The 13,343-nt window shown below is 36.8% G+C and carries 13 protein-coding genes; 10 read left to right on the forward strand and 3 right to left on the reverse strand.

Annotated features, from left to right (window positions below; all coding sequences use genetic code 11):
• Positions 1-969 (reverse strand): dihydrolipoyllysine-residue succinyltransferase (gene sucB, locus BZK14_RS12295; protein ID WP_077926757.1); only part of this gene is annotated, 969 nt, incomplete at its 3' end.
• Positions 970-1,000: 31 nt separating this feature from the next.
• The gene (locus tag BZK14_RS12300; protein WP_077926758.1) at positions 1,001-3,835 is read right to left on the reverse strand and encodes a 2-oxoglutarate dehydrogenase E1 component; all 2,835 of its coding nucleotides are present in this window, start codon (positions 3,833-3,835) and stop codon (positions 1,001-1,003) included.
• A 366-nt stretch (positions 3,836-4,201) separates the two neighbouring features.
• Between BZK14_RS12300 and BZK14_RS12305 the strand changes: the two genes are divergently transcribed.
• From BZK14_RS12305 to BZK14_RS12315, 3 genes are read left to right on the forward strand one after another with little or no spacing between them, the layout of a single operon-like run.
• On the forward strand, positions 4,202-5,077 hold the full coding sequence (locus BZK14_RS12305; protein ID WP_077926759.1) for a LysR substrate-binding domain-containing protein: 876 nt from the start codon (positions 4,202-4,204) through the stop codon (positions 5,075-5,077).
• Positions 5,078-5,095: 18 nt separating this feature from the next.
• Positions 5,096-6,073 (forward strand): GTP 3',8-cyclase MoaA, encoded by a 978-nt coding sequence (moaA, locus tag BZK14_RS12310; protein WP_077926760.1) that lies wholly within the window; start codon positions 5,096-5,098, stop codon positions 6,071-6,073.
• A gap of 33 nt (positions 6,074-6,106) precedes the next feature.
• Positions 6,107-6,313 (forward strand): hypothetical protein, encoded by a 207-nt coding sequence (locus BZK14_RS12315; RefSeq protein WP_077926761.1) that lies wholly within the window; start codon positions 6,107-6,109, stop codon positions 6,311-6,313.
• Between the two features lie 43 nt (positions 6,314-6,356).
• On the opposite strand, the gene prmC is transcribed toward BZK14_RS12315, so the two are convergent.
• Positions 6,357-7,202: a peptide chain release factor N(5)-glutamine methyltransferase gene (gene prmC / locus BZK14_RS12320; RefSeq protein ID WP_077926762.1), complete on the reverse strand. Its 846-nt coding sequence runs from the start codon at positions 7,200-7,202 to the stop codon at positions 6,357-6,359.
• 119 nt (positions 7,203-7,321) lie between these two features.
• Between prmC and BZK14_RS12325 the strand changes: the two genes are divergently transcribed.
• The 7 genes from BZK14_RS12325 to BZK14_RS12355 all read left to right on the forward strand — a co-directional run bounded on the left by BZK14_RS12325 (position 7,322) and on the right by BZK14_RS12355 (position 13,330).
• On the forward strand, positions 7,322-8,131 hold the full coding sequence (locus tag BZK14_RS12325; protein WP_077926763.1) for a sulfite exporter TauE/SafE family protein: 810 nt from the start codon (positions 7,322-7,324) through the stop codon (positions 8,129-8,131).
• 222 nt (positions 8,132-8,353) lie between these two features.
• A complete protein-coding gene (gene sdhC / locus BZK14_RS12330; protein WP_077926764.1) occupies positions 8,354-8,743 on the forward strand; it encodes a succinate dehydrogenase, cytochrome b556 subunit in 390 nt (129 codons plus the stop codon).
• Positions 8,744-8,752: 9 nt separating this feature from the next.
• Positions 8,753-9,169, forward strand: a complete 417-nt coding sequence (sdhD, locus tag BZK14_RS12335) for a succinate dehydrogenase, hydrophobic membrane anchor protein (protein ID WP_077926765.1) — start codon at positions 8,753-8,755, stop codon at positions 9,167-9,169.
• Positions 9,170-9,201: 32 nt separating this feature from the next.
• On the forward strand, positions 9,202-11,004 hold the full coding sequence (sdhA, locus tag BZK14_RS12340; RefSeq protein WP_077926766.1) for a succinate dehydrogenase flavoprotein subunit: 1,803 nt from the start codon (positions 9,202-9,204) through the stop codon (positions 11,002-11,004).
• Between the two features lie 12 nt (positions 11,005-11,016).
• Complete coding sequence (locus tag BZK14_RS12345) at positions 11,017-11,796, forward strand: succinate dehydrogenase iron-sulfur subunit (RefSeq protein WP_077926767.1); 780 nt, start codon at positions 11,017-11,019, stop codon at positions 11,794-11,796.
• Positions 11,797-11,915: 119 nt separating this feature from the next.
• Complete coding sequence (locus tag BZK14_RS12350) at positions 11,916-12,488, forward strand: DUF1287 domain-containing protein (protein WP_143691476.1); 573 nt, start codon at positions 11,916-11,918, stop codon at positions 12,486-12,488.
• A 17-nt stretch (positions 12,489-12,505) separates the two neighbouring features.
• Entirely contained in the window at positions 12,506-13,330 is an 825-nt protein-coding gene (locus BZK14_RS12355) for a hypothetical protein (protein ID WP_077926768.1), read from the forward strand.
• Positions 13,331-13,343 lie beyond the last annotated feature (13 nt).

Below are 13,343 nucleotides of genomic sequence, written 5' to 3' on the forward strand. Positions count from 1 at the left end.
ACCACCGTTAGTTACAGGGAATGTACCACCTGTCATATCTTCTAAACCTAACTTGCCTTCTTTAGCACGGATTGCAAAATCCATGATTGTTTTTTCAATGTCAGCCAAAGATTTTTGGTCAGCATCACGAATCACAGGAACAACTAAACCACGTGGAGAAGAAACTGCCACACCAATATCAAAATAACCATGATAAATCATGTCATTACCATCAATTGATGCATTAACTGCTGGGTATTTTTTCAATGCTTCAACAGCGGCTTTTACAAAGAAAGACATGAAGCCCAATTTAATACCATGACGTTTTTCGAATTCGTCTTTGTATTTCTTACGTAATTCGATCACATTTTTCATGTTAACTTCATTAAAAGTTGTCAACATTGCAGTACTATTTTTAGCTTCCAACAAACGATCAGCAATTGTTGCACGTAAACGAGTCATCGGCACACGTTGCTCTGTACGGTTACCCATTGGAATGTTCAATGGTGCAGCTGCTGGTGTAGCTTTTGGTGCTACTGGTGCTGCCGCTTTAGTTGCTGATTGGCCACTTTCTAAGAATTTTAAAATATCTTCTTTAGTGTGACGACCATCTTTGCCTGTTGCAGGAATAACAGATACATCCAACTTATTTTCTTCAACCAACACTTTAACAGCAGGTGATAATTTGTGAGCATCTTCAGATGCTGCAGCTACTGGCGCTTCTTCTTTAGCCGCCTCTACAGGTGCAGCTTCACCCTCAACTAAGACAGCCAAAAGTTCGCCTGCAGTTACATTAGTACCTTCAGGAATTTTGATTGATTGAATTGTTCCGCTAACAGTTGCAGGGACTTCTAACATTACTTTATCGGTTTCTAAGTCAACAAGGTTATCACCTTCATTAACAAAATCACCTTCTTTAACGTGCCATACAGCCAATAATGCGTCTGCAACTGATTCTGGTAATACCGGAACTTTAATTTCAATACTCATGAGATTCTCCTTAAAAATCTTTGGTGGTTCTTTATAAATCAATATTAAATACTTGCTGTAACAATTGGTTTTGTTGTTCAACATGAACACTGTTATAACCAACTGCTGGAGATGCACTTGCTTCTCTTGCTACATAGCGAACTGATACTTTCTTAGACTTGTAAACATCTAAATAATCACGAACAAAGAAAGCATAACCTTGATTAATCGGCTCATCCTGAACAAAGACAATATCTTTCACATTTGGATAAGTTGCGACAATTTCGGCTAATTTAGCTGCTGGGAATGGATAGATCTCCTCTAAACGCACCAAAGCAAAATTATTCAAGCCTTTTTCTTCACGCATTTCATATAAATCGTAGTAAATTTTACCCACTGAAACCACTAATGTTTCAACTTTCTTATTCTCAAGTTCTTTCACTTCAGAAATCATTGGTTGGAATTCACCATGAGTTAAATCTTCCAAAGTATTAACTGCTAATTTATGACGCAACAAGCTCTTCGGAGAGAAACATACCAATGGTTTACGATATTCTTGTAACACTTGACGACGGAACAAATGGAATGTCTGAGCCGGTGTTGTTGGTGTCACTACAGACATATTATTTTCAGCACACATTTGCAAGAAACGTTCTGGGCGTGCAGATGAATGCTCAGGACCTTGACCTTCATAACCATGTGGTAGCAATAATACTAATCCACATAAACGCATCCATTTTGTTTCACCTGCAGAAATGAACTGATCAATAACAACCTGTGCACCGTTTGCGAAGTCACCAAACTGCCCTTCCCAAATGACTAATGAATCAGGTTCTGTAGCAGCATAACCATATTCAAAACCCATTACAGCAGCTTCTGATAAAATTGAGTCAATTACCGTGAAACGAGCATTAACACCCAGATTTTGTAATGGAACATAACTTGAACCATCCACTTGATTATGAAATACAGCATGACGATGGAAGAATGTACCACGACCAGAATCCTGACCTGAAATACGTACGCCATGGCCTTCTTTTAATAAAGTAGCATACGCCATATTTTCAGCAAATCCCCAGTCAATTGGCGCTGCGCCTGCTGCCATTTTAATACGATCTTCATAGATTTTTTGTACACGAGGATGTAATGTAAAACCTTGAGGTAATACGCTCATTTGCTCAGCTAATGATTTAATTTCATTTGCTGACACCGCAGTTTTTGGATTCTTCTGCTTATCTGTACCAAATTTTGGAGAATTTTTTAAGTATTTCGCCCACTTCTTAGTATATTCTTCATTAATCGCTGGCAATGCTGGATAACCAACAGGTTCACCTGCTTCTAATGAATCTTTATATGCTTTAGTTAGCGCTTTATATTCAGCATCAGTAATTACACCTTCAGCAATTAAGCGCTCAGCGTAAACTGCCGCAGGAGTTTTATGTGCTTTAATTTTCTTATACATCATTGGCTGTGTTGCGCTTGGCTCATCTGCCTCATTATGACCTAAACGACGATAGGAAACTAAATCTATCACAACATCTTTATTGAATTTCTGACGATAATTGATAGCCAATTCAGCAATGAATTTCACTGCTTCAGGATCATCACCATTAACATGGAAAATTGGTGCTTGAATTAATTTAGCAACATCCGAACTATAAGAAGATGAGCGTACATCTAATGGGTTAGATGTTGTAAAGCCAATTTGGTTATTAACAATAACGTGTACAGTACCACCACAACGATAACCACGAACTTCTGATAACTGTAGCGTTTCCATCACAACACCTTGTCCTGCAAATGCAGCATCACCATGAATCAATACAGGTAATACTGTATTAAATGGCAATGGTGATAAGTTTTCAGCACGACGTTCTAAACGCGCACGAACTGACCCCTCAGTAACAGGGTCAACAATTTCTAAGTGAGATGGGTTAAACATCAACGCCAAATGCACATCACCATGTTTTGTTTGTACGCTTGAAGAGAAACCCATATGGTATTTAACGTCGCCCGCACCACGTTCTACTGTACGCTTACCTTCAAACTCATCAAATAAATCTTTTGGCGCTTTACCTAAAATATTAACCAACATATTCAAGCGACCACGGTGCGCCATACCAATAATAACTTCTTCAGCACCCTCTTCGCTTGATTCATCTATTAATGTATGCATCAACGGAATTAATGCATCACTACCTTCTAATGAAAATCGTTTCTGACCAACATAGCGAGTATGCAGATAACGCTCTAATCCTTCAGCTGAAATTAATTCTTTTAACGTTTTAACTTTTTCTTCTGACGAAAACTTAATATTATCTTCAACGCTTTCTAATTGGTTTTGAATCCATGTACGTTCTTCAGTTTTAGTGATGTGCATGTACTCTGCACCGATAGAACGCGTATAAATTCGACTTAAAATTCTAATGATATCCTTCAACTTCATACGTGCAACATTTGTCAACGTACTTGTATTGAATTCTGTTTCAAAATCTTGGCTACTCAACCCATGATATTCAGGTGACAATTCAGGAATAATTTGACGATCACGAATATGAACAGGACAAAGTTCAGCAGCTTGATGTCCGCGAAGACGATACGATTCAATCAAACGAAGAACAGCAGCTTGTTTTTCAGAGGCGACAGGGTCCATCGTGTATTGCACAGCTGAATTATTCTTAATTCTTGCTAACTCTTCAAAAGATTTTTTAACAGCTGAATGAGAAACGTTAATTGTTTCATCATTTTTAAAGTCTTTAAAAAAAGACACCCACTCTTCTGATACAGAATGTGGGTCAGCTAAATAAGACTCGTACATTTCCTCTACATAGATCGCATTGGCACCATATAATGCTGACCACTGTTTAAATCTATCAATCTGTTTCATTATTTTCCTCATTTGGTTTGAGCTAGATAAGCCAATGTAAATTTTATCGTTTTTTATACAATAGTCCAATCTTTTTCATAAAAAAAACACCCCCCCATTGTTTTTTCATAAAAAACTACAAAAACTACAAAATAAAACGCTATTTTTCATACCCCTATGTCATATAGAATTTTTATATACTCTAACTACATTTTTATATATAATTATTTCGAACTTGACCAATAAAATAAATAAAAACTGAAAATTAGAACAATCACATCATAATCCTGAATTATGGTGGCAAAGATGATATTATTAGACCGATATAATCAATATAACCATCGGGTTTTAATCGGGTTTTGAATTATCCTTATAGGAGCATCCCATATGAAATTGAATGAACTTAGGTATTTTTTAGCTGTTGCAGAAGAAAAACATTTTGGTCGCGCAGCTCAAAAGTGCTTCATCTCACAACCAGCTTTATCAATTGGTATTAAAAACCTAGAGTACTCACTTGGTGTTGTTTTGTTTGAGCGCTCAGCGAGCGAAGTATTTTTAACACCAGAGGGGTTAGAAGCTCTACCAAAAGTAAAACAAATTTTCTCAGTTGTTCAACAACTCAAAGAATTAAGAGTATCTATTAACTCATCTCAAGGTGAATTAAAACTTGGCATTATCTTTACAATTGCACCTTATTTATTACCTCGAGTTATTCCTTTACTCAAATCAACTGCACCAGAACTCACTTTAAATATTTATGAAAATACAACAGATAACATCATTCCAATGTTAAAAAGTGGAGAAATTGATGCAGCTATTGTGGCATTACCAATTTATGAACCATCATTAGCCGTTGACGAATTATACGATGAAGAATTCTTTGTCATCACTCCCAAAAATCATCCTTTAGCAAATGAAACAGCTATTGACGCTTCTACAATCCATGAATATGACCCATTGTTATTAAATATAGGTCATTGCTTCCGTGATCAAGTTGTCGCACAGTGTCCAGAAATTAGCGCCAACAATAATGCGCACCATTATTCACTAGAAACAATTCGTAATATTGTGGCATCTGGTCAAGGTATTTCTGTACTACCTAAATATGCACTGATACAAGATCATTTACAAGAGCTTATCTCTTGTATTCCTTTTAAAGGTCCTGTTCCAAAAAGAAAAATTGGTTTGATTTATCGAAAAGAGTATACTCAATTAAAGAAATTAGAACTCTTATCGGAATGTGTTAAATCACTCCATTTGTAGTTTGCTGTTGAGGTTATTATGTTAGTTGACCAATTTGGAAGAACCATAGATTATGTCAGAATCTCCGTAACTGATAAATGTGATTTACGTTGCACCTACTGTATTCCAGAAGGATTTCGAGATTTTGAGGTTCCGCAGAATTGGTTAACTTTTGATGAGATTGCTCTGATCGCCCGTAATTTTACAGAATTGGGTGTAAAGCGTTTTAGACTAACAGGCGGAGAACCTTTACTTCGTAAAGATTTACCTCAGCTTGTTGAAATCATCAAAAAAATTCCAGGTGTTGAAGATCTTTCTATGACAACCAATGCCACCCAACTAAGTAAACATGCGGTAGCATTACGTAATGCAGGATTAGATCGATTAAATATTAGCCTAGATGGTTTAAGCACCTCTGTTATCAAAGAAATTACAGGTTTGAACTGCTTTAATAAAGTTTATGATGGCATTATGGCAGCAAAAGATGCAGGCTTTGAACAGATCAAAATCAATATGGTGCCCATGCTAAATATTAATGACAATCAAATTGAGCCTATGATTCAATTTTGCATTGATAATGACTTTATTCTTCGTATGATTGAAGTCATGCCAATGGGACACACTGGACAACAAACTCAAGGTAAAAACCTTTCTGACTTTTTAAGACAAATTTATCATAAATATGATTTGATAGAATCCACAGAAGTCCGTGGCGGGGGCCCTGCTCGCTATTGGAAATCTAAAGATGGTAAATTTACTTTAGGTTTAATTACACCGATTTCTCAACATTTCTGCGAAACTTGCAATCGTGTACGTTTATCTGTCGATGGAACACTATTTATGTGCTTAGGTCAAAATGATGATTATGCACTGCGTGATTTGATTCGCTCACCCGATTGTACTGATGAGGCGATTAAATCGGCAATCTATGAAGCTATCAATCTCAAACCTAAAAAACATGAATTCATTGAAGATGATACAAAAATCACTCGTTTCATGTCTATGACTGGCGGTTAGTAATACATTCAATTAATAATCTTAGGAGTTTATATGAGTCAAAAATATGGCGTAAAAATGACGCTTCAAGAACATAGCCCATTAAGTGCTGAACATCTGTTAGGTGAAAATTTCGCTGCAGAAAGATGGTTTGATACTCAAGAAGAGCGCGCTGAATTTTTAAAATCATATCAAACACCTTTTATCTATTACCGTAGAAGCGACACAGCTACATTAAACTACGAGTTATTAGAAAAATAAATGTTATTATTAAATCTTCTGAGAGGCCCATTCAATATGGGCTTTATTTTTGCCCAATCGTAATGCGATCGTTTTTACCCAAATCTTTTAAGGTTGCTACATTCTGATAACCTTGCTTCGTGAACTCAGTGCGTAATTTTTCACCTTGCTCAAAACCATGCTCCATCATCAACCAGCCATCTTCTTTTAATAATGGCCAAGATGTTTTAATTAAATGGAATAGATCAGAATAACCATTATCACCTGCGACCAAAGCGGTGATTGGTTCATATCTTACGCCATCCTCCACTAAATGCTCATCATGCTCTTCTATATAAGGCGGATTCGATACGATTAAATCAAAATCATGACCCTTAACATTACTGAACCAATCACTTTGTATAAACTCCACATCCAAAGATAATCGCTCACCATTGTCTTGCGCAACGGATAAAGCTTCCAAGGATTGATCCACTGCAATCACTTTAGCATTAGGACGATGCTTTTTAAGCGTTAAAGCAATTGCACCACTACCTGTCCCCATATCAATCACTTTATATGAATCATCACCCTGCATTTTTGATAATGCAGTTTCCACCAACAACTCAGTATCTGCTCTTGGAACCAAAGTTGCAGGTGTAACTTTTAAAGTTAAATCATAAAACTCTTTTTCCCCAGTTAAATAGGCAAATGGCATACCTGAAGCTCTTTGCTTGACCAAATTTGCATATTGAACATACTGGTCATGTTCTATTTTTTTCTCTGGAAAAGCAATGATTCGACTACGATTACACTGTAAAACAAATGCTAATAATGATTCAGCTTCAAATTTCGGATTCTCTAAATGAGATAACTCCATAACAGATTCACCAATAATATTTTGATACGTTTTCACAATAAATTTAGCCATTCAAAAAAATCACACATTACCATTTTTATACCAAATTTGCAGACAAGATCTTCCCAAGTTTGTTATGCTCAAGAATTCATCATTATTATTTTATGTAGTGCCCCATCTTGGAGTTTTTCATGTTGATTTTTCTATTCGCATTCATTGTTGTTGGCGCCTTAATTGGCTTTATGGCTGGTTTATTAGGTATTGGAGGTGGGACAGTAATTGTGCCCGTCATGCACTATATGGCAGAACAAATGAATGTACCTACAGCATTAATTATGAAAATGTCGTTAGGAACATCTTTTGCCATCATCATTATGTCAACAGCATCTTCCGCTTGGTCCCACAATAAACGTGGCACTATTTTGTGGGAACATATACCTTATTTAGGAATAGGCAGCGCATTGGGTGTTATCTTAGGTAGTTTGATTGTGAATCTTTTATCTAATACATTTTTACAAATTATCTTCTGTATATTCTTAGCTTATACTATTTATTCAATGGTTAAACCAAAGAAAAAACAGTCCACAACCATTACAACACCCAATTTCCCTCAATACATATTCATATTACTAGGATTATTAATTGGCTTTTTAGCTAGCTTCATTGGTATTGCCGGTGGTGCCATTGCTGTGCCATTACTTGTCTATATTGGTTATGAAATGCATAAAGCCATTGCGACATCAGCAATGATTGGCGTTATCTTATCTACCTTTGGTGCTATCAGTTATATATATAATGGTTGGGGCGCCGAGGGTTTACCTGCCTATTCTCTTGGCTATGTATATCTACCTGCATTTATTTGTATTGCATTGATGAGTATTCTAACTGCACCTCTTGGTGTTAAATTGAGTTATAAACTCCCTGTTCCACGAATTCGTCAAATTTTTGCACTCTTTTTATTAGTGATATTAATTCGCATGCTCAGCAGCTTTATCCTTTAACGCCCACAGTTATCGACCTCCCCCCCTTTAAAATTCTAAAAAATTGTAATAAAGATGTAACCACTATTTTTAATATTTACTATGGTTGGTCAAGATTCCTTGAAGCAATCAATATTGAAGTTGAGTAAACGCGCGAAGTTATTTAGAATAATGTGTGTTTTTGTTCACAGGTTGAACAATTGTTTAATAATTTTTACCACCAAAGTCTTACCAAGGAGTCGTATGGAAAAGCATCAACGGCCACTATCACCTTTCATGCTAGGTTCAGGCTACAAATTTCAACAAACATCTATCATGAGCTTTCTACACCGTTTAACGGGTATAGCATCTCTTTTCGTTATATTAGCAATCGGTTTATGGATCATTGCCATACCATTTAGTAAATCCTTAGCGCTCAGCATTCAAGCACTATTTACACACTTTGCATTCTTCCCATTCTTAGCGTTAGGTGTGGCATCAACGGTTTATCACTTTTGTAATGGTATTCGCCATTTATTTTGGGACGCAGGTATCGGCATCAGCAATGAAGAAGCTGTAAAATCTGGTATGTGGGTTATCGTTGCAACAGCAGTGATTACAGTTGCTTTACTTGCTGTCGGTATTTTGGCATAGGAGAAAATAATGAACTATCGTACACCTCTAGGCCGAGTTAAAGGATTAGGATCATCTCATTCAGGCGCAAAAGAATGGTTATTGATGAAAGTTTCTTCGGTCATTTTAGCTGTCTTATTTCTTTGGTTTGCATTTTCCTTTGCTTTTTTAATCAAGGCTGACTATGCCCAAGTTTTATTATGGATTGATGCACCCTTAAATACAGCTTTATTAATTTTATTTATTACTGTAGGTTTACATCATGCAGCTATGGGAATTCAGACAATCATTGAGGATTACATTCCTAAAACAGCTAAACGTATTTTCTACATTTATTTGATCAAAACATTCTTAGCAATTATGTGGTTATTAATGATCATCGCAATTATCCATGTTGCCACAAATCTTGAGCTGATGCTTTCAAATATGGATACACTTTTTTTCTAAAGCTCGATGAACATTATTGAGGACTTAAATTAATGAACTTAAATAAATATAAAGACTACAACATTGTTGAACACGTTTATGACGTTGTAGTAGTGGGTGCTGGCGGTGCAGGTTTGCGAGCAACTTTGGGGATGGCTGAAAAAGGTTTCAAAACAGCTTGTGTCACTAAAGTATTCCCAACTCGTTCACATACTGTTGCTGCTCAAGGTGGCGTCTCTGCTGCATTGGGTAACATGGGTGAGGATGATTGGCGCTGGCACATGTACGATACAGTAAAAGGTTCTGACTGGTTAGGTGACCAAGATGCAATCGAATACATGTGTCGTGAAGCAATCCCTTCAATCTTAGAATTAGAACATTATGGTTTGCCTTTCTCTCGTACGAAAGAAGGTAAAATCTACCAGCGTCCTTTCGGTGGTATGACCACGCATTACGGTGAAGCACAAGCTCAACGTACATGTGCTGCTGCTGACCGTACTGGCCACGCAATGCTGCATACTTTGTATCAACAATCATTGAAGCATCATGCTGAATTCTACATCGAATATTTTGCATTAGACTTAATCATGGAAAATGATGAGTGTCGTGGCGTAGTTGCTTGGAACTTGGCAGATGGCACAATTCATGTATTCCGTGCACAAATGGTTGTATTGGCAACAGGTGGTTATGGCCGTGCTTACTTCTCTGCAACTTCAGCACATACTTGTACTGGTGATGGTGGTGGTATGGCAGCTCGTGCTGGCGTTCCATTACAAGATATGGAATTCGTACAATTCCACCCTACAGGTATCTATGGCGCAGGTTGCTTGATCACAGAAGGTGTACGTGGTGAAGGTGGTTACTTAACCAACTCAAATGGCGAGCGTTTCATGGAACGTTATGCACCTAACGCAAAAGACTTGGCATCTCGTGATGTTGTTTCACGCTCTATCTTATTAGAAATTCGTGAAGGTCGTGGTGTTGGTCCTAAGAAAGATTACATCAACTTGCATCTTGAACATTTAGGTCCAGAAGTTATCAATGAACGTTTACCTAGTATCGCAGAAAGTGCGAAAATCTTCGCTAACGTCGATGTAACTAAAGAACCTATTCCAATCATCCCAACAGTTCACTACAACATGGGTGGTATCCCAACGAACTATCATGCTGAAGTTGTAACATTGAAAGATGGTAATCCTGATCATGTAGTACCAGGCTTAATGGCTATTGGTGAAGCTTCATGTGTATCCGTTCATGGTGCTAACCGTTTAGGCTCTAACTCATTGTTAGATTTAGTTGTATTTGGCCGTGCTGCTGCAAATCGTGCTGCTGAAATCTTAAAACCAGGTGCTTCACAAAAAGATTTACCTGAAGATAAGATCTTAGCAATCTTGGATCGCTTTGATAAAATTCGTCATGCTGATGGCTCTATCTCTACAGCCCAATTACGTAGCAAAATGCAAGATGCAATGCAGGCAGATGTTTCAGTATTCCGTATGGAAGAAACATTGAAAGATGGCGTAGATGCAATTACAGAAGCATATAACGAGTTCAAAAATATCAAAGTTCATGATCGCAGCTTGATTTGGAACTCAGACTTAGTAGAAACATTGGAATTATCTAACTTATTAGCTAATGCAATGACAACTGTTGTGTCTGCATACAATCGTAAAGAATCTCGCGGTGCACATGCTCGTGAAGACTTCCCAAGTCGTGATGATGAAAACTGGATGAAGCATACTTTAGCGTGGTTGGATGAAGACAGTGGTGAAGTAACAATTGATTACCGCCCTGTTCATACTTACACATTGACTGACGATGTGGAATACATCCCACCTAAAGAAAGAACATACTAAAGGATATTGGTTATGGCTGAGTTTAAATTACCTGCAAATTCTATTGTCAAAGAAAATGGACAATATTTTAAAGCAGAAGGCGCTAATAAGCGTGTATTTAAAATCTATCGTTGGAATCCTGATACAGGTGAAAATCCACGTTTTGATCGTTATGAAGTAAATATGGACGAATGTGGTCCAATGGTTTTAGATGCATTGTTGAAGATCAAAAATGAAATTGATCCAACTTTGACATTACGCCGTTCATGTCGTGAAGGTGTTTGTGGTTCATGTGCAATGAACATTGATGGTACGAATACTTTGGCTTGTACAAAAGCAATCGAATCCATTGATGGCAACGAAGTACGCATTGCACCATTACCGCACATGCCAGTTATTAAGGACTTAGTGCCTGACTTAACGCATTTCTATGCACAGCACGCATCTGTTCAACCTTGGTTGCAATCAGATACACCCAATCCACCACGTGAACGCTTACAATCTATCGAAGAGCGCCGCAAGTTGGATGGTTCTTATGAATGTATCTTATGTGCAAGCTGCTCTACATCTTGCCCAAGCTACTGGTGGAACTCTGATAAATACTTAGGCCCTGCTGTTTTACTACAAGCATATCGTTTCATCATGGATTCACGTGATGAATACCAAGGCGAGCGTTTAGCTGAATTGGAAGACCCATTCAAACTATATCGTTGCCACACGATCATGAACTGTACTAAAACTTGCCCTAAAGGTTTGAACCCTGCTAAAGCAATCGCAGAGATCAAAAAATTGATGGTCGCAAGACACAACTAAGATTCATTTCTTAGATCAATCAAAAAAGGAAGCTTTAAGCTTCCTTTTTTATTTCATGATGCTTCTTTATTCAGTTGCACTATAATAGTGCAATCATAATTATCAGAATGCTCACTATCATGATCAAACAAATATCACTTGCTGTTTTACTTGCATCCGCTTCTTTCAGCTTCGCCAATGATGTTTCTGATGCTGCCAAATCCATTGTTAATCGCTTAGTGATCTACGATGGCCGTTATGAAAAAATTGATTATCCTAATGGTGATGTTTCGCCTAATCGTGGTGTTTGCACTGATGTTGTAATCCGTGCTTATCGCAAGCTAGATATTGATCTTCAAAAGCTTGTGCATGAAGATATGAAACAAAATTTCAACCAATATCCTAGCCAAAGAATGTGGGGATTAAAATCTACTGATCGTAATATTGATCATCGCCGTGTGCCTAATTTAGAGAAATTCTTTGAACGTAATGGTAAATCGCTATCCTTATCTAAAAATGCAGAAGATTATAAAGCTGGTGATATTGTTTCATGGCGCTTAGATAATGGCTTGCCACATATTGGCATTGTGATTGATCAAAAATCTAAAGATGGCAAACGACCTTTAGTGGTTCACAATATTGGCTTTGGGCAAGTCCCCGAAGATGTTCTATTTAATTGGAAAATGACTGGGCATTATCGTTATCAACCATAAAATAAAGCGCAATATCAATGAAAATAATAACTATATTAAGTCTTTGTTTAACTGCATCATTATCATTTGCCCACACCACAAGATTAAATAAAATCATCGATGATACTTTTACTTATGATAATTCAGGATTGTATGCTAATGCTCTCAATGACCAGCCAATCAGTAAAAATCTCCCAAAAATTTTGCAAAAAAGCTCAATATCTAAACGCATTAAAACAACAGCAACAATACATAATGCATCACAGGAAACACTCAATTTTATTACTATAGGAATAGATGACAAACCTATTTGGATCTCTCATGGCGAAATAGATGATGATAGTTATCAACGTTATTTTGCTTTAGGTTTTGGTTTTCCATCAGAAGCAAGTGCCAATGCTTATTTTAATCTTCATATTTTGAATAATACATCTAACAATCAACTTGGTTATTTACATTGGATAACTTATAAATTTAACGATTCTATTAAAAGCTATATAATAAATTTTGGCGCAACAATAACGGAACACCTAGCACCACCATTATTCCCACTTTATAAAACGTTCAATGATACAACTGACAATACCTTCGCTTATAAATATTTATGGCTATGTAATGATGCTATAAACTGCCAGTTTCTTAAACACTCTGACATATGTGACAGATCTTCTCACATAGTTAGCAGTTATGATCTTCATACTGCATTTTCAGAAAAATGTAAGCCCTATAAACCATACCTTCCAATTGAACTTCTAGGTTTTTCATCAGAATCTGATGCTAGTATTAACATTCAGCTTTTTGATTCACCTGCTGTTCTAAAAGATAAACAAAATCATCCTACCAAGATTAAACATGATTTTTAATAGTCATGAATCA

This window comes from Wohlfahrtiimonas larvae, from assembly GCF_002006755.1.
GTDB classification, from domain to species: Bacteria; Pseudomonadota; Gammaproteobacteria; order Cardiobacteriales; family Wohlfahrtiimonadaceae; genus Wohlfahrtiimonas; species Wohlfahrtiimonas larvae.